The sequence below is a fragment of the Micromonospora sp. NPDC050417 genome, assembly GCF_044458865.1.
Taxonomy (GTDB): domain Bacteria; phylum Actinomycetota; class Actinomycetes; order Mycobacteriales; family Micromonosporaceae; genus Micromonospora_G.
The window spans coordinates 78,407-98,363 of sequence record NZ_JBITIH010000010.1 but is presented as its reverse complement, the minus strand read 5'-3'; the positions used below and the strand labels follow the sequence as shown (position 1 = coordinate 98,363).

The window sequence follows — 19,957 nt, the reverse complement described above, 5'->3', positions numbered from 1 at the left end:
CCCGGCGGAGCCCGCGACCACCACGCCGGCGGAGCCCGCGACCACCACGCCGGCGGAGCCCGCGACCACCACGCCGGCGGAGCCCGCGACCACCACCGACACACCGCCGACCGCGTCGACCAGCCCCACCACTGGACCGGCCGACGGCAGTACGGCAATCGACGACGCGCTTAAGTCGGTCGCGCGAACCGAGTCGGGCACCGCGCCACCACCGAGCACCCCCCAACCCGCCAAGCGGACCGCCCGCAAGGCGGCCCGGAAGACCGCGCCAGCGGTCGAGGAGGAGTAGTCATGACCGACCCCCGGACCCCCCGTATCCCCACCCCCCTCTACGCCGCCGCCGGCATCGGCGACCTCGCCCTGGAGCAGCTTCGCAAGCTCCCCAGCGTCGTCACCGAGCTGACCGAGAAGGCCGCGACGCTGACTGAGAAGGCCGCGACCAGCACCGCCGAACTGCGCGAGAAGGCTGTTGCCATCAACCCGACCGAGTTGCGCGAGAAGGCCACGGTCGGCGCCGCCGAGCTGCGCGAGCGGGCAGCCGACGCGCTGCGTACCGCGAACACCACCGCGACCAGCCTGCGGGGCCGCACGGTCGGCGCGGAGCTGGACGTCAGCCGGCTGCGGACGGCCGCGATCCGCAACGCCGCCGTCGTGGTCTCCAGCGCGCACACCGCCTCCGAGCGGGCCGCCGCCGCCTACGGCGCCATGGTGGCCCGAGGCGAGCGGGTCGTCGCCTCGGTCGGCACCCCGGCCGCCGCACCGGCACCAGCTCCCGCTGACGCGCCGAAGGCCCCGGCTGAGGTGGGCGTCACCCCGGAGGTGCTCGCGACGAAGGAGACTGCGGCCAAGGCCGTGGCGACCAAGGCCACCCGTACCCCGGCCCGGACGACGGGCAAGGCCACTGCCGCCAAGGCGCCGGCCACGAAGGCCACCGCCATGAAGGCCACCGCCACGAAGGCCGGCGCGGCCAAGTCGGCGAAGCGCACCCCGGCCGGCGAGGAGAAGTAGACGCGGCCGGAGAACCCCGGGTACGGCAAGTAGCCCGTACCCGGGGTTGTCGACATAAGCTTCACGGCATGGATACTGCCGCGCCGATCTTCTACGCCGATGTCCGGTACGTCATTGAGCTGGCGCTCCGCATCCTCGCCCTCATCATCGAGGGGGTGGCACTGGTGCACGCGATCACACAACGGTCGGACGCGTTCCCGGCGATCGGCACCCTGCCCAAGGGGGGCTGGATCGCCATCCTCGCCGTCTGCATGGTCATGACCCTGCTGCTCGGCGGTGTCATCACCATCTTCGGCCTGATCGGCATCGCGGCTGCCCTGATCTACCTGCTCGACGTCCGGCCCGGCCTGCGTGACCTGACCGACGGCAAAGGCTTCTGGTGAGAGATTTCCGCTGGCCTCCACCCCCTGACGGCGGGCCACGGACGTACGGACCCGGTCCGAGCGCACCTCGAACCGGACGTCCCGCCCTGCCCGAGCCGGAGACCGAACTCGTCACCACCCCGCACGGCGTACGGCTGGAGCGGTTGATCACCGGCGCTGGCGACCCGGTGACCGTCTTCGCGCACGGGCTCGGCGGCGGCATCGCGGTCACCCGGCCACTGGGCAGCGCGGTCAGCGGGCGCCGGGTCTTCTTCCAGTTCCGTGGCCACGGACGGTCGGACGCGCCGGACGGCAGGTGGAGCTACGCGGACCTCGCCCGGGACCTGCGGGCGGTCGCCGACCTGAGCCGGGCCACCCGTGCGGTCGGCGTCAGTCTCGGCGCGGGTGCGTTGACCCGGCTGCTCTCCGAGAGCCCGGAACGGTTCGACCGGGCGGTCTTCTTCCTGCCGGCGGTGCTGGACCAACCTCGGCCGGCGGCGGCCCGGGAGCGGCTGACCGCGCTGCTGGAGGCGGTCGAGAGCGGTGAGGCCGGTACGGTCGCCGAGGCAGCCGCCGCCGAACTGCCGCCAGCGGTGCGCAACACCCCGGCCGGTTGGGCCTACCTTCGCCAGCGGATCGACCAGTTGATGCGGGACGGGTTGGCGGCGGGGCTGGCCAGCCTGCCGGACGAGGTCGCCGTCTCGGACGCCGCGTCGCTCGGCGCGGTCACCGCCCGTTCGTTGGTGATCGGTTGCGCCGGAGACGACCTGCACCCGCTCGCCGTCGCCGAGCAACTCGCCGCCGCCCTGCCCGACGCCACACTGCATGTCTACGACCGTCCTGGTGTGCTCTGGACCCACCGGGCGGATCTACGCGCCCGGGTCTCCCAGTTCCTCAACAGCTAGGCGGGTTCGACGAGAACAGCTCGGCAGGTTCGACGAGCGGTACCGGTCGGACGAGTAACCTGCCTGGGCATGGGTGTTACACGACATGGACACACGGTTCGGCTCGACCTCGCTGACCCGACCCTGCGGGAGTGGACGTGCACGGTGGTGCACGTCGACCCGGAACGGGGGATCGTGCTGGACCGGTCGGCGTTCTACCCCGGCGGCGGCGGCCAGCCGCCGGACCACGGTGTGCTGCTCTGGCAGGGCACGCAGACCCGGATCGTCGGCACCCACAAGGGCGACGACCTCTACCTGATCCCGGCCGAGGGCGACCCTGTCCCACCGGTCGGCACCGCCGTCACCGGCGCGCTGGAGGAGACCCGGCGCACCATGCTGATGCGTACCCACTCCGGGCTGCACGTGCTCTGCGGGGTGGTGTTCCGGGACTTCGGCGCCCTCGTCACGGGCAACAGCATGGAACCGGGCGAGGCCCGGATGGACTTCAACCTGCCCGAGGTGCCGGCCGACTTCAAGAGCCGGCTGGAGGAACTGGTCAACGTCGAGGTGGCGGCCGACCGTTCGGTGGCGGTGAAGGTGCTGCCGCGCGACGAGGCGCTGGCCCTGCCGGACATCATCCGAACCCAGAGCAACCTGATCCCCGCCGACGAGCAGGAGATCCGGATCGTCGACATCGTCGGGCTGGACGTACAGGCCGACGGGGGCACGCACGTCGCCTCGACCGCCCAGATCGGCAAGGTCCAGGTCGTCAAGGTGGAGAGCAAGGGCAAGGCCAACCGCCGGGTACGGGTGCGTCTGGTCGAATGACCGGCTAGTCCTGCGGCAGGTTCGCCGCGCGTACGTCGAGCAGCCAGCTCTCGACGGCCTGCTCGTCCGGTCGTTCCGGCAACGGGCTGCGGATGGTGTCGAAGTCCCGTTCGGCCTCGACGAGCAGCGCACGGGCCTCGTCGACCTCACCGGCGGCGACTCGCTCACCGAAGTCCACGAAGGACCGGGGGTGGTCGAGTCGGATCGGCAGGCGGCCGGTCGCGTACAGCACGCGGCCCTGGTGGACGAGGCGAGCCAGGTGGAGGGCGTGTTTGGCGGTCCGTCGCCGGGTGTCGGCCGAGAACGTACCGTCGCCGCGCGATTCGAGCTTGCGGAACTGCTGGCCGGCGTAGCCGAGGTAGGCGGCCCGGACCCGGGGAGCGGCCAGGAATGCCGTGCGGAGGCTGATCAGCCGGTCGCCCAGGTCGGTCCGGGTCTCGTAGAGATCGTCGGGTAGCCAGACCAGTTCGGTCGCGGTCGGGTTGCCGCTCAGCGCCAGCCGGCACCACTTGCCCGCCTCGTGCAGGGTCCGGTCCGGTGACGTGGTCACGATCGATGCCTGCGGCGGATGCAGCCCGTGGAAGGCGACGGTGGGCGCGGCGAAGAGGCCGAGCCGGTCCACGTCGGAGCCGGGACCGGCCAGGCCGTACGCGGTCGAGCCGACGATCCCGGCGAGGAGCAGGCGCATACCGGAGATGATCGCGTACCGGCCGATGCGGCTGAACGGGTTTTTTGTTCAGCGACGTTGGAAAAGGTGCCATCGGTTGTCAGGTTTTGTTGGCAACGTCCTCGACATGAGTCAACTCATCGACACGGGCTCTGACACGAGCCTCACCGAACGACCACTGGCCGGAAGGGTCGCGCTCGTCGCCGGGGCGACCCGAGGAGCCGGCCGACAGATCGCGGTGCAGCTCGGCGCCGCTGGCGCCACCGTCTACGCGACCGGTCGCAGCACCCGTGGGCAACGCTCGGAAATGAACCGACCCGAGGCCATCGAGGAGACCGCGGAACTCGTCAACGAGGCCGGCGGTGTCGGCATCGCGGTGCCGGTCGACCATCTGGTGCCGGGAGGGGTCGAGGCGTTGGTCCAACAGATCGACCGAGAGCAGGGAAAGCTGGACGTACTCGTCAACGACGTGTGGGGCGCCGATCCGATGATCGGTTGGGATCAGCCGCTCTGGCGACACTCACTCTCCGACGGGCTGCGTACGCTCCGGCTGGCGATCGACACTCACCTGATCACCAGCCACTACGCGTTACCACTGCTGATCCGCTCGCCCGGTGGCCTGGTCGTCGAGGTCGGCGACGGGACCACGGAGTACAACGAGAAGAACTACCGCGCCACCGTCTTCTACGACCTGGCGAAGACGGCGGTCAACCGGCTCGCCTTCAGCCAGGCCCATGAACTGCGCCCGTACGGGGCGACTGCGGTCGCGCTGACCCCGGGCTGGCTGCGTTCGGAGATGATGCTCGACATCTACGGTGTCACCGAGGCGAACTGGCGGGACGCGACCGCGAAGGAACCACACTTTGCCGTCTCGGAGTCGCCCGCGTACGTCGGCCGGGCGGTCGCCGCGCTCGCCGCCGACCCGGACCGGGCCCGCTGGTCCGGCCAGTCGCTCTCCAGCGGTCAACTCGCCCAGGTGTACGGCTTCACCGACCTCGACGGCAGCCAACCCGACGCCTGGCGGTACATGGTCGAGGTGCAGGACCCCGGCAAGCCCGCCGACGCCACCGGCTACCGCTGATCGTCACGCCCTGACAGGGGTCACGGCTCACGCCTCGACAGGGCTCACGGCCGGTAGAGCGCGCCCAGCCGGGTCGCCGCCTCGGCGAGCCGGTCTCGCAGCGGCGGCGGGTCGAGTACCTCGATCTCCGGGCCGAAGCGGAGCAGCATGGTGTAGCCGACGTCGAGCGACTCGACGGGTAGCCGCGTCACCACCCAGCCCTGCCCGTCGGGCTCGCCCGCCGCCGCGAGCGCTTCCTGTGCCGCCGGTGGTTCCGTCAGGTACCGCAGCGCCCGCAGGCCGGCCGGGCTCAGCCGTACCGTGATCCGCTCGGGAAGCATGGCCTCCACGAACCCGGTCACCTGGGCCGACCAGAAGCCGGCCAGGTCGAAATCCTCGTCCCGGTCGAAGCCGGTGGCGGTGACCTCGACGCCGACCACCCGGTCCACCCGGTAGGTGCGGTGGTCGTCACCGACCCGCGCGACGAGATACCAGACCCCGCCCTTGAGGACCAGGCCGTACGGCTGCACGGTCCGGGTCACCTCCCGGTCGCGCCGGTGGTAGCGCAACTCCACCACCTGGTTCTGCCAGACCGCCGTGGCCAACTCGCTCAGCAGCGGCGGCGGATCGGCGGCCCCGAACCAGCCGGGTACGTCCAGGTGGAACCGTTGCCCGGAGCGTCGAGCCGCGTCCCGCAACGGCGGAGGCAACGCGGCCAGCACCTTCAACCGGGCGGCGGCGACCGGTTCGGCGAGCCCCATCTCGTCGACCGGTCCGGGCAGGCCGGAGAGGAAGAGAGCGTCGGCCTCGGCGCGACTCAACCCGGTCAGCCTGGTCCGGTAGCCACCGAGCAGCCGGTAGCCGCCGGCCCGCCCCCGGTCGGCGTAGACCGGCACCCCGGCCGCGCCGAGCGCCAGCACGTCCCGGTACACCGTCCGCTCGGACACCTCCAGCTCCTGGGCGAGTTCGGCGGCGGTCATCGTCTCCCGGTTCTGCAACAGCAGCACCAGCGAGATCAGCCGAGCAGCGCGCATCCGTCCATACTGCCGTCCCCCGCCGGTGCCGAGCCGCCGGCCGGCCGGGCGGGTGGCGGAACAGAGCCCGGGGTCAGGGCCACCCAGTAGGCTTCCGGCTCGTGGGCGCAGCCAAGGTCGCGGCCCCGGCTGTCAGCGCGGCCGGGCAGTTCTTCACCGGTGTCGGGCTGCTTCTGCGCGGCCTCGGCACGTACGCCCGAAACCCCCGTCTGGTGCTGCTCGGCATCGTGCCGGCGCTGATCACCGGTGCCCTCTTCCTCGCCGGTTACGCCACGCTGATCTACTTCGTCACCGACCTCGCCGGCCTGGTCACCCCGTTCGCCGACGGCTGGGTGGAATGGGGGCGGGACCTGATCCGGGTGCTCGCCGCGTTCGCGTTCCTGGCCCTGGGCGCGGTGCTCGGCGTACTCACCTTCACGGCGGTGACCCTGGTCGTCGGCGACCCGTTCTACGAGGAGATCTCCGCCCGGGTCGAGGCCCGGTATGGCGGGGTGCCCGACGAGATCGAGGTGCACTGGCTGCGTTCCCTGCGGCGGAGCATGGTCGACTCGCTCCGGCTGGTCACCCGCTCCGTGCTCCTCGGCGTACCGCTCTTCTTCGCCGGGTTCATTCCGGTGGTCGGGCAGTTCGTCGTACCGGTGATCGCCGCCGCGGTCGGCGGCTGGTTCCTCGCCCTGGAGCTGGTCGGTGCCCCTTTCTACCGGCGCGGGCTGCGGCTGGCGGACCGGCGTCGGGTGCTGCGCGAGCACCGGCCGGTCGCGCTCGGCTTCGGCGTCGCCGTCTTCTGCTGTTTCCTGATCCCGCTCGGCGCGATCCTGGTCATGCCGGCGGCGGTGGCCGGCGCCGCTCTGCTCGCCCGGCGGTCACTCGGCCAGCCGATCGACGAACCCGGCCGCTGGATCGAGCAGCCAGCCCCTGGCACGGAGGCATAGTGGAGACCACACTGCTCCAAGGGGACATCACCACGGTACGGGTGGACGTGGTCGTCAACGCGGCGAACTCGTCGCTGCTCGGCGGCGGTGGGGTGGACGGGGCGATCCACCGACGCGGCGGTCCGGCGATCCTCGACGCCTGCCGGGACCTGCGGGCATCCCGGTACGGCCGTGGCCTGCCGACCGGCCAAGCGGTCGCCACCACTGCCGGCAGGCTGCCGGCCCGTTGGGTGGTGCACACCGTCGGCCCGGTTTGGTCGGCCGACGAGGACCGGTCCGGGCTGTTGCGGGACTGCTACTCCCACAGCCTGCGGGTCGCCGACGAACTCGGTGCCACGTCGATCGCCTTCCCGTTGATCTCGTCCGGCGTCTATCGCTGGCCGATCGAGGACGCCGTACGCCAGGCGTTGACCGTCCTACGGGCCGCTCGGCCAACACATGTCGTCGAGGCCCAACTGGTGCTCTTCGACGCCGGAACCCTGGCCGTCGCGGAACGGGTGCGCTCCGCCGGCTGAGTCGCCGACGGGTTCGGGCTCGACGTGCGGGACCGCCGGGGTCAGGCTCGATCTCTGGGGCGGGCGCGTCAGGCGGAGTCGCGCAGCACCAGTTCGGTCGGGAGGACCACCGCCGGTTCGACCTCCTCGCCGGCCGCGAGCCGGAGCAGTTGTCGGGTCATCTCCCGGCCGATCTGGAGGATCGGCTGGCGCACCGTGGTCAGGGGCGGATCGGTGTAGCGGGCCGACTCGATGTCGTCGAACCCGATCACCGCCACGTCGTCGGGGACCCGGCGACCGGCCTCGCGCAGCGTACGGAGGGCGCCGTGGGCCATCAGGTCCGAGGCGACGAAGACCGCGTCGAGAGTCGGGTCGTCGTCGAGCAGTTGGCGCATGGCGAGCGCCCCGGACTCCCGGGTGAAGTCGCCGACCGCGACGATCGAGCGACGCCGGGAGTCCTGCAACTCGGTCCGGTAGCCGGCCAGCCGTTCGATGCCGGCGACCATGTCCTGTGGGCCGGCGATGGTGGCGATCCGTCGTCGACCGGAGTCGAGCAGGTGCCGTACGGCGCGGGCCACCCCGCCGATGTGGTCGACGTCGACGTACGGCACCGGTACGGACGCCCGCCCGAGTGGGCGTCCGCCGCAGACGACCGGGATGCCCATCCGGGCCAGCGCGCTGGGCAACGGGTCGGCGCCGTGCAGCGAGGCGAAGAGCACCCCGTCGACGTGCCGGCCCATGGCGTAGCTCTCCACCCGGTCGTGGCTGGCCGTGGAGCCGGCCAGCATCAGCACGAGCTGCTTGTCGGCGGCCTCCAGCTCCTGGCTCACCCCGCGGATGATGCCGGGGAAGAAGTGGTCGTCGGAGAAGACCCGGGTGGCCGCCTCGGGCAGGATCAACGCGATCGAGTCGGTCCGCTGGGTGACCAGGCTGCGGGCGGCCAGGTTGGGTACGTACCCCAGTTCCTGGACCGCCCGCCGGACCGCTTCCCGGATCGGTTCGGCGACCGTGGTCGAACCGTTGACCACCCGCGACACCGTGGCTCGGGAGACGCCGGCGCGCCGTGCCACCGCCTCCAGGGTCGGTCGCTCCCGCGCCATAGTCATGCGGCTCCTTTGTCTCCTCGCCGTGGCAATCCCGTCAGCGGGCCGGTCACAAGCCGTTGCGGCGGATCACCTCCCGGTACCACCGCGCGCTGTCCTTGAGCACCCGTCGCTGGGTCAGGTAGTCGACGTGGACGATCCCGAACCGCTTACGGTAGCCCTCGGCCCATTCGAAATTGTCCAGCAACGACCATACGAGATACCCGCGCAGGTCGACGCCCCGCGAAATGGCCTCGTGCGCGGCCCGAAGGTGCCCGTCGAGGTAGTCCACCCGGTCCGCGTCCGGAATCCGCCCGTCGGCGTCCGGGTCGGCACGGTCGAACTTGTCGGGGAAGGCCGCACCGTTCTCAGTGATGATCATCGGGACGCCCGGGTAGTTCTCCGAGATGCGTACCAGCAGGGTGGTCAGGCCGCGCGGCTCGATCATCCAGCCCATGTCGGTGAGCGGGCCGACCGGCGCCACGAACTCGATCCCGTCGGTGCCCGGGTAGGCGCCGCCGCCACCGGTCGCGCCCTCCCGGGCGGTCACGTAGGTCGGCTGGTAGTAGTTGATGCCGAGCAGGTCGATCGGGACGTTGATGATCTTTTCGTCGCCGTCGCGCAGATGGTCGAGGTTGGTGAAGCGGGCCACGTGTTCGAGCACGTCGGCGGGATACTCCCCGCGCAGCATCGGGTCCAGGAAGATCCGGTTGGCCAGGCCGTCGACCAGCCGTACCGCCGCCAGGTCCTCCGGCCTGCTCGGGTCGACCGGGTACGCCTCGGTCGGGTTGAGGGTGATCCCCAGGGTCTGTGCGCCGGCCGCGCGCAGGGCCCGGCCGGCGAGGCCGTGCGCCAGCAGCAGATGGTGTACGGCGGTGAAGGCGGCTGCCGGGTCCTGTCGGCCCGGGGCGTGTACGCCGTTGCCGTAACCGAGGTACGCGGAGCACCAGGGCTCGTTCAGCGTGGTCCAGGTCTTCACCCGGTCGCCGAGGCGGGCGTAGACGGCGGTGGCGTACTCGGCGAAGTGCTCGGCGGTCGCCCGGTTGGTCCAGCCGCCCCGGTCCTCCAGGGTCTGCGGCAGGTCCCAGTGGTAGAGGGTAACGATCGGGTCGATGCCCCGGCCAATCAGTTCGTCGACGAGCCGGTCGTAGAAGTCGAGCCCGCGCGGGTTGACCGGGCCGGAGCCGTCCGGCTGGATCCGGGGCCAGGCGATCGAGAACCGGTACGCCTGCAGCCCGAGGTCGGCCATGAGTGCCACGTCCTGCGGGTACCGGTGGTAGTGGTCGCAGGCCACGTCACCGGTGTGGCCGGCGTAGACCTTGCCCGGCGTACGGCTGAAGGTGTCCCAGATCGACGGGCCGCGACCGTCGTCGGCCACCGCCCCTTCGATCTGGTACGAGGCGGTGGCCGCGCCCCAGACGAAGCCCTCCGGGAAACGGACCGTCGCCTCCGCAGGTGCCGCCAGCACCGCCGGTGGCGTCTCAAGACTGGTCATACCGATACCGCACCTTTCCTGATGCCGCTGTTAGTGCCGCGGACGACGACGAGAACGATAGGCAGCGGCACGCCGGTGGTCGCGGCCCCCCGTGCCGGCTCACGCGCTGTCGCCGGCGGTGGCCGTCCGGCGGGCGCGCGATGACTTCTCGCCTCCGAGCCTGAACGTGGGTCACCCGAGTGTCAAGAGAGCGCTCTCACAAAGTTACACGGAGTCTCCTTGTGGCGCTGCCTGAGCAGCCGTGAAGAGACGCGGGCCCGAGCGGGTCGCGCGCACTCAGCCCGCGCGCAGACCCTCGAGCAGGGTGACGTCGCCGGAGGTCTCCAGCACGTCGAAGTTGATCCGGCCCCAGAGCGCCAGCATCACGTCACTGGCGTTGCCGGTGACGTGCGCCCTGGCGTGGTGGTCGTCGTCGTCCAGGATCGTGTCGGTGTCGAGCAGGGCCACACCGGTGCCACGCAACCTCAGGTACCAGTCCTGGCCGGCGTCGGCCGCGACGAGCTGCACCACGCCGTACCGGGGTTCGGGCGAGCGGCGCCGGCCAGCCGGCAACCAGGTGTCCAGCACCTCGCTGACCCCGTCGGCGGCGAGCTTCGCCTCGATCGGCTCGGCCGACGCGATCGCCAGCTGGGCGTCCCAGCGGTGCACCGTGGTTTCGAGGGCCATCCGTCGAGGCCAGAATCCGACCCGTTTCGGCTGCGGTGCCCAGTTCCAGGCCGGCGCCTCCGGATCGATCGTGTCGAAGGCGGCCATCAGCTGGTCGTACTCGTGCTGCCACCATTCGATCGCCGCGGCTCCGGCCGGCAGGCCGTCCTCGACGGGCCGCTCCGTCGGCGCCTGCGCGGTCCCGCTGCTGATCACGCCGCGGACCCAGCGGTACCGCGAGCCGAGGTGGCGCACCAGGTCGGTTGTGGTCCACTCCGGACAGGAGGGCACCGGGCCGTCGGGTGGCGCCTCGGAGACCGCCACGCGAAACGCTGGCCCGTCCGCACGCAGGGCGGCGAGCCAGAAATCCTTGGTGCCGTGCAGTCTGCTCATCAGGATCCTCCCGCGCTACCGGGCCACCAGTGGGTCGCCTGGCTTCTCCTCAGCCTAGGGTGAACAACGTGCCAGACGTAAGCGCCCAGACCGCCGCAGCCGATCCCGCCGAGCCGGCGCCGCTCGCGAACTACACGACGCTGCGGCTCGGCGGGCCGCCGCGTCGGCTGGTACTGGCCGAGGAAACGGATAAAATCGTACAAGAAGTACGAGAAGCCAAGTTACTCGGGCAGCCTGTGCTGATCCTGGCAGGCGGTAGCAACCTGGTGATCGGCGACGACGGGTTCCCCGGCACCGTGATCCTGATCCGGTCGCGCGGCTACCGGGTGGTCGCGCAGGACGATCGGACCGTGACCCTGCGGGTCGAGGCCGGCGAGCCCTGGGACGACCTGGTCGCCGCGACCGTCGAGAACGGCTGGTCCGGCCTGGAGTGCCTCTCCGGCATTCCCGGCTCGGCCGGCGCCACCCCGATCCAGAACGTCGGGGCGTACGGTCAGGAGGTGGCCGAGACCGTCGCCGGGGTGGAGGCGTACGACCGGGTGGCCGACGAGGTGGTACGGCTGACCCCGCAGGAGTGCGACTTCGCCTACCGGTCCAGCATCTTCCGGCACAGCGACCGATGGACCGTGCTGAGCGTCGACTTCACGCTCCAGCGTTCTCCACTGTCCACCCCGGTCCGGTACGCCGAACTCGCCCGCGCGCTCGGCGTCGGGATCGGTGACCACGTGCCACTGGCGCAGGCCCGGGCGACCGTACGGGCACTGCGCGCCAGCAAGGGCATGGTGCTCGACCCGGCCGACCCGGACACCCGCTCGGTCGGTTCGTTCTTCACCAACCCGGTGCTCGACGTCGCCGCGTACGAGCAGCTCGTCGAACGGTCCGACGGGCTCGGCGAGCCGCCGTCCTGGCCCACCCCGAGTGGTGTGGTGAAGGTCAGCGCCGCCTGGTTGATCGACAAGGCCGGGTTCGGCAAGGGCTACCGGGGTGTCGGCGGTGCGGCCATCTCCTCCAAGCACACACTGGCGCTGACCAACCCGGACTCCGGTACGACGGCCGCCCTGATCGACCTGGCCAGGGAGATCCGCGACGGGGTGCACGACCGGTTCGGCGTGACCCTGCACCCGGAACCCGTGCTGGTCAACTGCACCCTCTGACCGCCCCACCCATCCCCACCCCCTGCGCCGCGCCCGCGTTACGCCTGCCGGCGTTAGGAAGGGCCCCTTCCTATACAAAAAGCGATAACAAGGGGCCCTTCCTTACCCCGGGGCGACGGTGGTCCAGGGGACGGTGATCTCGCCCAGGCGCCAGCGGGCGGGACGGTCCAGGACCGGCCAGCCGGCGTCCCGGACCGCGCTGACCGTACGGAGCCAACGCTGGCGGGGACCGAAGGTGGCGTACGGGGCCGCGTCGCGCCACCCGTCGTCGAGCGCCCGGAGCAGTCCGTGCACTCCGGTGCCGGGCACGTTGTGGTGGATCAGCGCCTTCGGTAGCCGCTCGGCCAGCGCCGCCGGGGTCTCCAGGGTGGCGAGCCTCGGCGCCAGGGTGAGCGACCGGGGTTGACCGGTGGCGTCCAGCAGCAGCCAGGTGGCGAGCCGTCCGAGCTCGTCGCAGGTGCCTTCGACGATCAGCCCGTCCGGGGCCAGTGCGTCGGCCATCGTGCGCCATGCCTGCCGCACCTGTGCCTCGTCGTACTGGCGGAGCACGTTGAAAACCCGGACCAGCACCGGGCGGAGCCCGGCCAGCTCGAAGCCGCCCCGGGCGAAGGTGAGTCCGGGCGGGTCGGCCGCGTCGGCGGCGGCGGCCACCCGTACCGGGTCGATCTCCAGTCCGACCACCCGTACGTCCGGCCGGACCGCGGCGGCGAGCCGGGCCCGGAGTTCGACGGCGGTGACCGGGGTGGCGCCGTAGCCGAGGTCGACGACCAGCGGGTCGGCCGCGTCCCGCAGGGGTCCCGCGCAGCTCGCCGCGATCCAGTTGTCCACCCGACGTAGCCGGTTCGGGTTGGTGGTGCCCCGGGTCACCACCCCGATCGGTCGACGCGGCGGTGGCATCAGGGCACCCGGCGGTGTCGGCCCGGTGCGGACATCAGCTCACCCGGTGCACCCGGTGTTGGGCCGCCTGGGCCAGTGGGCGGACCACCAGCCGGTCCACGTTGACGTGCTGGGGTCGGGTGGCGCACCAGGCGATGCAGTCCGCGACGTCATCGGCGACCAGCGGGTCCGGCACCCCGTTGTAGACCGCCGCCGCCCGCTCGGCGTCTCCGCCGAAGCGGTGCAGGGAGAACTCCTCGGTACGGACCATGCCCGGGTCGATCTCGATCACCCGGATCGGTCGACCGAGCAGTTCCAGCCGGAGGGTACGGGTGAGCGCGGTCTCCGCGTGCTTGGCGGCGGTGTAGCCACCGCCGCCTTCGTACACGTCGATCCCCGCGGTGGAGCTGACCACGATCACCGTGCCGGCGCCGGAGGCGTCGAGCAGTGGGAGTACCGCCTGGGTCACCCGCAGTGTGCCGATCACGTTCACGTCGTACATCCATTGCCAGTCGCCGATCGAGGCGGACTCGACCGGGTCGAGCCCGATCGCGCCGCCGGCGTTGTTCACCAGCAGGGTGACCGGACCAGGTAGTTCGGTCGCGGTCGCCACCAGTGCTGCGACCGACTCGTCGGAGGTGATGTCGCAGGTTGCCGCGGTGGCCGTACCGCCGTTCTTCTCGATCTCCTCGACCAGTTCGGTCAGCCGGTCTGCCCGCCGGGCGGCGGCCAGGACGTGGAAGCCCTCGGCGGCGAGCCGTCGGGCGGTGGCCGCGCCGATTCCGCTGGAGGCGCCGGTGACGATCGCGACAGGTGTCATCAGGGCATTGTTTCCCATCGACCGGTCTTGCCGGTCCGAGGGCGGCACTGTGCGTCGGGGTCGGCCGGCGGATGAGGTCGGTCACCAATGCGGGTACCCGGATGAATGGTTGTGGCGTGATCGGGAAGATGACGATCAGCGTGGCGGTTGTTGTCCTGGGGCGCCCGGGATGTGCCGGACCGTATGTCAGCTTGATCGAAGGAGTGGACGTGGCGGAATCCCACACGGGCGTCGGGCGGCAGCGGGGCGCACAGCCGTGGCCGATGCCGAGCCGAATTGCCACCCTTTCTGTGCACACGTCGCCGCTGCACCAGCCCGGTATCGGCGATGCGGGCGGCATGAACGTCTATATCGTCGAGGTGGCCCGGCGGTTGGCTGACGCGGGTGTCGAGGTGGAGATCTTCACCCGGGCGACGGCGAGTGACCTGCCTCCGGTGGTCGAGATGGCGCCAGGGGTGCTGGTCCGGCATGTCACCGCCGGTCCCTTCGAGGGGCTGGCCAAGGAGGAACTGCCGGGCCAGCTCTGTTGCTTCACCAACGGGGTGCTGCGGGCTGAGGCGGCGCACCCGCCGGGTCACTACGACCTGATCCACTCGCACTACTGGCTCTCCGGGCACGTCGGCTGGCTGGCCAGGGAGCGCTGGGGGGTGCCACTGGTGCACACCGCGCACACCCTGGCCAAGGTGAAGAACTCGCGGTTGGCCGAGGGGGACCGGCCCGAGCCGAAGTCCCGGGTGATCGGCGAGGAGCAGTTGGTGGCCGAGGCCGACCGGATGGTGGCGAACACCGCCGTCGAGGCCCGGGACCTGATCGCCCGTTATGCCGCTGACCCCCGCCGGGTTGCGGTGGTCGAGCCCGGGGTCGACCTGGAACGGTTCCGGCCGGCACCGGCCGGGTCGGCCGCCGCGCACCGGCTCGCCGCCCGTCGTCGGTTGGGCCTGCCCGAGTACGGGTACGTCGTCGCGTTCGTCGGCCGGATCCAGCCGCTCAAGGCTCCTGACGTGCTGCTGCACGCGGTCGCCGCGCTGCGGGAGCGGGATCCGCTGATCGCCGACCAGTTGACCGTGGTGATCGCGGGCGGCCCGAGCGGGAGTGGCATGGACCGGCCGACCGCGTTGATCGAGCTGGCCGCCTCGCTCGGGATCGGTGATTCGATCGTGTTCCGGCCGCCCTGCACCGGGGACGACCTGCCGGAGCTGTACCGGGCGGCGGACCTGGTCGCGGTGCCGTCGTACACCGAGTCGTTCGGTCTGGTGGCGTTGGAGGCCCAGGCATGCGGCACGCCCGTGGTGGCAGCTGCGGTCGGCGGACTGGTCACGGCGGTGCGGGATGGGCGCAGTGGCATCCTGGTCGACGGGCATGACCCGGTCGACTGGGCCCGTACGCTCAGCGGCCTGCTGGCGGCGCCCGGTCGACGGGCGGCGCTCGCCGAGGGGGCGGTCCGGCACGCGCAGAACTTCTCCTGGACCAGGACGGCGGCCGGGCTGCTAGAGGTCTACCGTGAGGCGATGGTGGAGCACCGGAGCAGGTTGGCGTCGGAACTGCCGGGTGACGCCGAGGGGCTGTCGGCCCCGGTTCTGCCGGTCGGCATCCGGTGACCGGGCGGTTCGCGGGGTGACCGGGCGGTTTCCGAGGTGACCGGGTGGGACGACCGGTCGGCGATCGGGGCGTTGATCGAGTCGGTCTGCGCCGAGCGTGAGCTTCCGTGCGAGGCGACCGGGGAGTTTTCGTACGCGGTGACCCTTCCCGGTACGCACAAGCTGAAGACGGTCTGCAACCTGATCGTGGGTGAGCACGCGCTTCGGATCGAGGCGTTCGTGATGCGTCAGCCGGATGAGCGGCGCGAGGAGCTGTGGGCCTGGTTGCTGCGCCGCAATGCCCGGATGTACGGCGTGGCTTTCTCCGTCGACGCCGTTGGCGACGTGTACCTCACCGGCCGGGTGGGGTTGGCCGGAGTTTCGGAGACGGAACTGGATCGGTTGCTCGGTTCGGTGCTGAGCTACGCCGACGAATCCTTCGACAACATGTTGGAGATCGGTTTCGGGACGTCGATTCGGCGCGAATGGGAGTGGCGGATCAAACGGGGCGAGTCTGTCGCGAACCTCGCGGCGTTCACCCATCTCTTCGAGCCGTCGAAATCCGCCGACCCGGATTTGGACCGTCCCTGACGGGTATGGCAGCGGTGGCGCACGGACGATCAGCGACGCGCGCCGCATGCCGATGACAGACTGTCCAGGGAGCGTGAGAATCTCATGGCTCAACGAAGCAGTTCGAGTCGTGGCGGCACCGCGACCGCGACCAGAAGCCGGACGATCAGCGCCCGAACCAGTAGTCCGAGTGACATCGCCCAGCTGACTGCGGACCAGATTCGTGGCCAGCTCCGCAAGCGGGGCATCACCGGCATCTCCGCGTTGCGTAAGGACGATCTGGTGCAGCGGTTGGCGAGGGCGCTGCGGGCGGAGGGACGGGCGGGCGGTAGCTCGGCGCGTAAGAGCACCCGGCCGGCGAAGCGGACCGGGGCGGCTGCCCGTAAGAGCAGTCCGGCGGCGCGTAAGAGCACCGCGTCGGCCCGGACCAGCACCGTATCGGCCCGGAAGAGCACGTCGGCCGCGCGGAAGAGTACGTCGTCGGCGCGGAAGAGGACCGCTTCGGGGCAGGTGAGCGCGGCGGCGCGGCAGCGGCGGGCGTCGCCGTCGAAGGCGGCGCCGAGTACGGCTGCCCGCACCGTCGAGCGGGCGAAGAACGCGGCGGCCCACGGAATCCGGATGGGTCGGACGATGTCCCGGTCGTTGAAGTACGCCCAGCCGATCTCCTCGCCCGACCAGCGGCCGGAGCGGCCGGGACGGAGCCTGGTCACCACGAGCCACGAGGTGATCCGGCGGTGGGCGCGGGCCCGTAAGGCGAAGCCGGCGACGATTGCCGGGACCGAGCGCGCGGGCCGGGCGGGCGTACTGACGTTCAATTTCCCGGGGTGGCGCGAGGGTGGCCGCTTGCGCCAGATCACTTGGGAGCAGTGGTTCAAGACGTTCGACCTGCGCCGGTTGAATTTCATCTATCAGGAGCAGCGTTCGGATGGTAAGCAAAGTAACTTCTTCAAGCCGGAATCGCCGAACCGGGAAGACGGCTGAACAGTACGGAACATTGGTTTGCGCATGGTGATCCACTTCCGTGTGACCGGCGAGACAGCCGCTCAGCTTGTGCCGGTTCCGGAGCGCAAACTACCGTGATCGCGGGCGCGACGCTTGGAACGGTTCGGCGGAACCGAGGATTGAGCAGATCCGAGCACCGAGCAGGGCGCGCCCGGGGGACGGGTGGCACGAAGCCGTTGGGGGACGGCGCCACCTGAGACCGGCGGTGTGAGCGGGCGATGCTTACGGGGGTGAGTGTCGCCCGCCGCCGCCGGGTCGACTTTTCCATCGTTGTGCGGCCGGTGCGCGTTCAGTCGCCAGCGGCTCCGGCGGTGCTGACGACGGCGTTCGCCGCGGGCGGCGTACTGGTTGCGAGTATCGCCACCCGCCGTTCGCGGGGCGGGCCGGCCAGCAGGTGCCCGAGTGCCGCCGCCAGGCCCAGACCACCCACGATGACCCAGTGCCAGTCGCCGAGGTGCTGCAGACTCACCCCGCCCAGCGCGGGTGCGACGAACGCCGCCGCGGGAAACGTCAGGTAGAAGACGGACTGGTAGCGGGCCCGGAGCACGGCCGGGGCGAGTTCCGCGTTGATCTCGGCGTTCGGTGGTGCGGCGAGCATCGAACCGACCGTCCACACCACCGAGGCGGCCAGGTAGACCGGTAGGTGGTCGGCGAGGGCGAGTGCCCCGAAGCCGAGGGCGAGCAGGGCGGTCGAGGCGGAGAGGACCAGGTGCTTGCGGTAACCGTCGATCAGCCGGGGCACGAAGAGCTGCCCGAGCACGATGAGCCCGCCGCCGAGCGCCACCACGATCCCGTACGACGTCGCGCTGAGTCCGTCCGCGCGCATGGCCAGCGGCATGATCGTCGAGGTCTGGGTGGTGAGCACGGCCAGCACGAAGGTCAGCCCCACGAACACCATGAACGTACGGTCGGTCAGTGCGGTGACCAGTCCCGGTCTTCGCGCCGCTGCGGCCCCGGCGACGGCCCGGCTGTGCGCGGTGCGACGGTCGGTGGTGCGGCGCAGTGTCTCCGGCACCTTCCAGGCGATCAGCACGGTGGTGGCGAGGGTGGCGCCCGCGTCGACCAGGAAGAGCGCCAGGAAACTCGTCTCGGCGAGCAGGCCGGCGAGGAACGAGGCGGCGGCCATGCCCAGGTTGAACGCCCAGAACTGGAGGTTGAACGCCCGTGACCGGCGTTCCTCGGGCACCACGTCGATGATCGCCGCGACGAACGCCGGCCCCGGCATCGAGTGCATGACGCCGATCAGTGCGGCGAGGACGGCGATGGTGGCCAGGTCGTCGGTGAAGGCGAGCACGAGCATTCCGACCGCCGCGGCCAGGTGCGACCAGACCAGGGTGGCGCGTCGGCCCCAGCCGTCGGCGAGCACTCCGCCGAGCAGCACCCCGATCGCACCACCGGCCCCGTACGCGCCGACCACCAACCCGGCGAGACCTTCGCTGGCACCCCGACTGCCGGTCAGGTAGAGCGACAGGAAGAGCATCGCGAACGCGCCGACCCGGTTGATCAGGAGCCCGGTCCAGAGGTACCAGTAGGTGGCGGGGAGTCCTCCGGCGGTTTCGCGCAGCCAGCCGCGCACCCACGTACCTCTTTCTGCAAGGTTTCTTTCCAGTTTGATCATAGGAAGCCCCTGCCCCGCGCACCAGCGTGCCACAGATCACCCCCGGGAACGGGGGAGTGATCTGTGGCAGCGGGTCGTCAGGCGGCCTGAGGAGCGGGGAGTGGGGTCGGGGTCGGGCGCGACGCGGCCTCGTCGGCCAGCCGCTTGAGTTCCGCCGCCCGACGTTCCCGTGCCGGACCTGAGAGCAGGTGCGCGACCGCGATCGCGAGTCCGATCGCGGCGCAGCCGAGCCAGAGGGTGGAATTGCCGAGATGCTCGCGTACCAGGCCGCCGAGGATCGGTGCGCTGAACCCGGCCAGTGACCAGGAGAGCGAGAAGACCCCCTGGTAGCGACCGCGCATCCCGGGCTTGGAGAGTTCGGCGATCAGGGTCGAGTTCGACGGGGAGTTGAGCATCTCGCCGAGGGTCCAGGTCAGCACGGTGAGCGCGTAGAACCAGGCCGCGTCGGCGAAGGCGGTCAGTCCGAACCCGACTCCGGTGATGACGGCGGCCAGCGCCAGTACGTGCGACCGGCTCCGCTGGCGGATCAGCCGGGGCACGAAGAGTTGACCGGCGACGATCAGGATTCCGTTGAGTGCGATCACGGTGCCGTAGGTGGAGGGTGCCAGACCGTCGGCGCCCATCGCGATCGGCAGCATCGAGATGTGCTGGAGGAAGACCAGCGCGGTGAAGACGTTGATCAGCACGAAGCCGAGGAAGACGCGGTCTCCCAGAACGTCGAGCAGGCCGGCGCGGGTACGGGTGCCGGGGATCGGGACCGGGGGGACGTACGTCCGGCGCGGCTCGCGGACCTTGAGGAAGATGATGGTGGCGGTGGTGAGCGTGCCCGCCGCGTCGACCAGGAAGAGCAGTTCGTAGCTGACCTGGGCGGCGAACCCGGCCAGGATCGCGGCGCAGGCGAAGCCGAGGTTGATCGCCCAGTAGTTCAGTGAGAAGGCGCGCAACCGGTCCCGGTCCGGCACCACGTCGACCATCATCGCGGCGAACGCCGGTCGGGCCGCCTCGGCGAACATGCCGAGCAGCAGCGCACCCGCCGCGATTACCCAGAGTCCGCGGGCGAAGCCGAGCGCCAGCATCATCGAGGCCGCGCCGACGTGTGCGGTGAGCAGCGTGGGTCGCCGTCCCCAGCGGTCGGCGAGGATGCCGCCGGTGAGCGTGCCGACGGTGCCGCCGGCCCCGTAGAGGCCGATCACCAGGCCCGCCTCGACCGCCGAGAAGCCGCGCGCGGTGGTCAGGTAGATGGCGAGGAAGACCAGGATGAAGGAGCCGAGGCGGTTGATCAGGGTTCCGGTCCAGAGGTACCAGAAAGTGGTGGGTAACCCACCTGCGGTGTCTTTGACCCAGCCCCGTACCGACCTCACGTCGCCCCCCGATGTGTAATGACCTCTGATGGGCCAATGCCTTACAACCTAGTCGGCACGGTCACTCGCGGTCATCTTGGTTTCCACGTGGTGGT

The 19,957-nt window shown here is 70.9% G+C and carries 20 protein-coding genes and 1 pseudogene; 12 read left to right on the top strand and 9 right to left on the bottom strand.

Annotated elements, in window-relative coordinates; translation table 11 throughout:
- From ACIBF5_RS15135 to ACIBF5_RS15115, 5 genes and pseudogenes are all read left to right on the top strand, one after another.
- A pseudogene (locus tag ACIBF5_RS15135) lies at positions 1 to 289 on the top strand (transcriptional regulator); the annotation flags it as partial.
- A gap of 2 nt (positions 290 to 291) precedes the next feature.
- The gene (locus ACIBF5_RS15130) at positions 292 to 1,008 is read left to right on the top strand and encodes a hypothetical protein (protein WP_396811855.1); all 717 of its coding nucleotides are present in this window, start codon (positions 292 to 294) and stop codon (positions 1,006 to 1,008) included.
- Between the two features lie 68 nt (positions 1,009 to 1,076).
- Positions 1,077 to 1,391: a DUF2516 family protein gene (locus ACIBF5_RS15125; protein ID WP_121157374.1), complete on the top strand. Its 315-nt coding sequence runs from the start codon at positions 1,077 to 1,079 to the stop codon at positions 1,389 to 1,391.
- Positions 1,388 to 2,275: an alpha/beta fold hydrolase gene (locus ACIBF5_RS15120; protein ID WP_396811853.1), complete on the top strand. Its 888-nt coding sequence runs from the start codon at positions 1,388 to 1,390 to the stop codon at positions 2,273 to 2,275. The genes ACIBF5_RS15125 and ACIBF5_RS15120 overlap by 4 nt, the downstream gene beginning before the upstream one ends.
- Positions 2,276 to 2,344: 69 nt before the next feature.
- Positions 2,345 to 3,082 (top strand): alanyl-tRNA editing protein, encoded by a 738-nt coding sequence (locus ACIBF5_RS15115; protein WP_396811851.1) that lies wholly within the window; start codon positions 2,345 to 2,347, stop codon positions 3,080 to 3,082.
- A 4-nt stretch (positions 3,083 to 3,086) separates the two neighbouring features.
- On the opposite strand, the gene ACIBF5_RS15110 is transcribed toward ACIBF5_RS15115, so the two are convergent.
- A complete protein-coding gene (locus ACIBF5_RS15110) occupies positions 3,087 to 3,770 on the bottom strand; it encodes a DNA polymerase beta superfamily protein (RefSeq protein ID WP_396811850.1) in 684 nt (227 codons plus the stop codon).
- A 106-nt stretch (positions 3,771 to 3,876) separates the two neighbouring features.
- Between ACIBF5_RS15110 and ACIBF5_RS15105 the strand changes: the two genes are divergently transcribed.
- Complete coding sequence (locus tag ACIBF5_RS15105; protein WP_396811848.1) at positions 3,877 to 4,830, top strand: SDR family oxidoreductase; 954 nt, start codon at positions 3,877 to 3,879, stop codon at positions 4,828 to 4,830.
- A 44-nt stretch (positions 4,831 to 4,874) separates the two neighbouring features.
- Here ACIBF5_RS15105 and ACIBF5_RS15100 read toward each other — a convergent pair whose 3' ends face one another.
- A complete protein-coding gene (locus ACIBF5_RS15100; protein ID WP_396811846.1) occupies positions 4,875 to 5,843 on the bottom strand; it encodes a helix-turn-helix transcriptional regulator in 969 nt (322 codons plus the stop codon).
- Between the two features lie 101 nt (positions 5,844 to 5,944).
- Here ACIBF5_RS15100 and ACIBF5_RS15095 point away from each other — a divergent pair, with 101 nt between their 5' ends.
- Together ACIBF5_RS15095 and ACIBF5_RS15090 are read left to right on the top strand one after the other, a co-directional pair.
- Complete coding sequence (locus tag ACIBF5_RS15095) at positions 5,945 to 6,775, top strand: EI24 domain-containing protein (RefSeq protein WP_396811844.1); 831 nt, start codon at positions 5,945 to 5,947, stop codon at positions 6,773 to 6,775.
- Entirely contained in the window at positions 6,775 to 7,290 is a 516-nt protein-coding gene (locus ACIBF5_RS15090; RefSeq protein ID WP_396811842.1) for an O-acetyl-ADP-ribose deacetylase, read from the top strand. Before ACIBF5_RS15095 ends, ACIBF5_RS15090 begins: the two co-directional genes overlap by 1 nt.
- Positions 7,291 to 7,358: 68 nt before the next feature.
- Here the strand turns inward: ACIBF5_RS15090 and ACIBF5_RS15085 are convergent, their stop codons facing one another.
- The 3 genes from ACIBF5_RS15085 to ACIBF5_RS15075 form a co-directional block, all read right to left on the bottom strand.
- Positions 7,359 to 8,375 carry a LacI family DNA-binding transcriptional regulator gene (locus tag ACIBF5_RS15085; RefSeq protein ID WP_121157367.1) on the bottom strand — a complete coding sequence of 339 codons (1,017 nt, stop codon included), beginning with the start codon at positions 8,373 to 8,375 and terminating at the stop codon, positions 7,359 to 7,361.
- Between the two features lie 46 nt (positions 8,376 to 8,421).
- The gene (locus ACIBF5_RS15080) at positions 8,422 to 9,846 is read right to left on the bottom strand and encodes a GH1 family beta-glucosidase (protein ID WP_396811840.1); all 1,425 of its coding nucleotides are present in this window, start codon (positions 9,844 to 9,846) and stop codon (positions 8,422 to 8,424) included.
- A 276-nt stretch (positions 9,847 to 10,122) separates the two neighbouring features.
- The gene (locus ACIBF5_RS15075) at positions 10,123 to 10,884 is read right to left on the bottom strand and encodes a maleylpyruvate isomerase N-terminal domain-containing protein (protein ID WP_396811838.1); all 762 of its coding nucleotides are present in this window, start codon (positions 10,882 to 10,884) and stop codon (positions 10,123 to 10,125) included.
- A 68-nt stretch (positions 10,885 to 10,952) separates the two neighbouring features.
- Here ACIBF5_RS15075 and ACIBF5_RS15070 point away from each other — a divergent pair, with 68 nt between their 5' ends.
- On the top strand, positions 10,953 to 12,038 hold the full coding sequence (locus ACIBF5_RS15070) for a UDP-N-acetylmuramate dehydrogenase (RefSeq protein ID WP_396811836.1): 1,086 nt from the start codon (positions 10,953 to 10,955) through the stop codon (positions 12,036 to 12,038).
- A 102-nt stretch (positions 12,039 to 12,140) separates the two neighbouring features.
- On the opposite strand, the gene ACIBF5_RS15065 is transcribed toward ACIBF5_RS15070, so the two are convergent.
- Complete coding sequence (locus tag ACIBF5_RS15065) at positions 12,141 to 12,935, bottom strand: class I SAM-dependent methyltransferase (protein ID WP_396811834.1); 795 nt, start codon at positions 12,933 to 12,935, stop codon at positions 12,141 to 12,143.
- Between the two features lie 34 nt (positions 12,936 to 12,969).
- Positions 12,970 to 13,734 (bottom strand): SDR family NAD(P)-dependent oxidoreductase, encoded by a 765-nt coding sequence (locus tag ACIBF5_RS15060; RefSeq protein WP_396811832.1) that lies wholly within the window; start codon positions 13,732 to 13,734, stop codon positions 12,970 to 12,972.
- Between the two features lie 209 nt (positions 13,735 to 13,943).
- Between ACIBF5_RS15060 and mshA the strand changes: the two genes are divergently transcribed.
- The 3 genes from mshA to ACIBF5_RS15045 all read left to right on the top strand — a co-directional run bounded on the left by mshA (position 13,944) and on the right by ACIBF5_RS15045 (position 16,862).
- The gene (gene mshA / locus ACIBF5_RS15055) at positions 13,944 to 15,332 is read left to right on the top strand and encodes a D-inositol-3-phosphate glycosyltransferase (RefSeq protein ID WP_396811830.1); all 1,389 of its coding nucleotides are present in this window, start codon (positions 13,944 to 13,946) and stop codon (positions 15,330 to 15,332) included.
- Positions 15,333 to 15,368: 36 nt separating this feature from the next.
- Positions 15,369 to 15,902 (top strand): YbjN domain-containing protein, encoded by a 534-nt coding sequence (locus ACIBF5_RS15050; RefSeq protein WP_396811828.1) that lies wholly within the window; start codon positions 15,369 to 15,371, stop codon positions 15,900 to 15,902.
- Between the two features lie 84 nt (positions 15,903 to 15,986).
- Positions 15,987 to 16,862 carry a hypothetical protein gene (locus tag ACIBF5_RS15045; protein ID WP_396811826.1) on the top strand — a complete coding sequence of 292 codons (876 nt, stop codon included), beginning with the start codon at positions 15,987 to 15,989 and terminating at the stop codon, positions 16,860 to 16,862.
- A 310-nt stretch (positions 16,863 to 17,172) separates the two neighbouring features.
- Here ACIBF5_RS15045 and ACIBF5_RS15040 read toward each other — a convergent pair whose 3' ends face one another.
- The gene (locus tag ACIBF5_RS15040) at positions 17,173 to 18,501 is read right to left on the bottom strand and encodes an MFS transporter (protein ID WP_396811824.1); all 1,329 of its coding nucleotides are present in this window, start codon (positions 18,499 to 18,501) and stop codon (positions 17,173 to 17,175) included.
- Between the two features lie 77 nt (positions 18,502 to 18,578).
- Positions 18,579 to 19,862, bottom strand: coding sequence for an MDR family MFS transporter (locus tag ACIBF5_RS15035; protein ID WP_396811822.1), 1,284 nt, complete (start codon positions 19,860 to 19,862; stop codon positions 18,579 to 18,581).
- Positions 19,863 to 19,957 lie beyond the last annotated feature (95 nt).

Coding starts and splice junctions, on each gene's coding strand:
- ACIBF5_RS15130 (WP_396811855.1), top strand. CDS start 292: ATGACCGACCCCCGGACCCCCCGTATCCCCACCCCCCTCTACGCCGCC.
- ACIBF5_RS15125 (WP_121157374.1), top strand. CDS start 1,077: ATGGATACTGCCGCGCCGATCTTCTACGCCGATGTCCGGTACGTCATT.
- ACIBF5_RS15115 (WP_396811851.1), top strand. CDS start 2,345: ATGGGTGTTACACGACATGGACACACGGTTCGGCTCGACCTCGCTGAC.
- ACIBF5_RS15110 (WP_396811850.1), bottom strand. CDS start 3,770: ATGCGCCTGCTCCTCGCCGGGATCGTCGGCTCGACCGCGTACGGCCTG.
- ACIBF5_RS15105 (WP_396811848.1), top strand. CDS start 3,877: ATGAGTCAACTCATCGACACGGGCTCTGACACGAGCCTCACCGAACGA.
- ACIBF5_RS15100 (WP_396811846.1), bottom strand. CDS start 5,843: ATGCGCGCTGCTCGGCTGATCTCGCTGGTGCTGCTGTTGCAGAACCGG.
- ACIBF5_RS15085 (WP_121157367.1), bottom strand. CDS start 8,375: ATGACTATGGCGCGGGAGCGACCGACCCTGGAGGCGGTGGCACGGCGC.
- ACIBF5_RS15080 (WP_396811840.1), bottom strand. CDS start 9,846: ATGACCAGTCTTGAGACGCCACCGGCGGTGCTGGCGGCACCTGCGGAG.
- ACIBF5_RS15075 (WP_396811838.1), bottom strand. CDS start 10,884: ATGAGCAGACTGCACGGCACCAAGGATTTCTGGCTCGCCGCCCTGCGT.
- ACIBF5_RS15065 (WP_396811834.1), bottom strand. CDS start 12,935: ATGCCACCGCCGCGTCGACCGATCGGGGTGGTGACCCGGGGCACCACC.
- ACIBF5_RS15060 (WP_396811832.1), bottom strand. CDS start 13,734: ATGACACCTGTCGCGATCGTCACCGGCGCCTCCAGCGGAATCGGCGCG.
- ACIBF5_RS15045 (WP_396811826.1), top strand. CDS start 15,987: ATGGCTCAACGAAGCAGTTCGAGTCGTGGCGGCACCGCGACCGCGACC.
- ACIBF5_RS15040 (WP_396811824.1), bottom strand. CDS start 18,501: ATGATCAAACTGGAAAGAAACCTTGCAGAAAGAGGTACGTGGGTGCGC.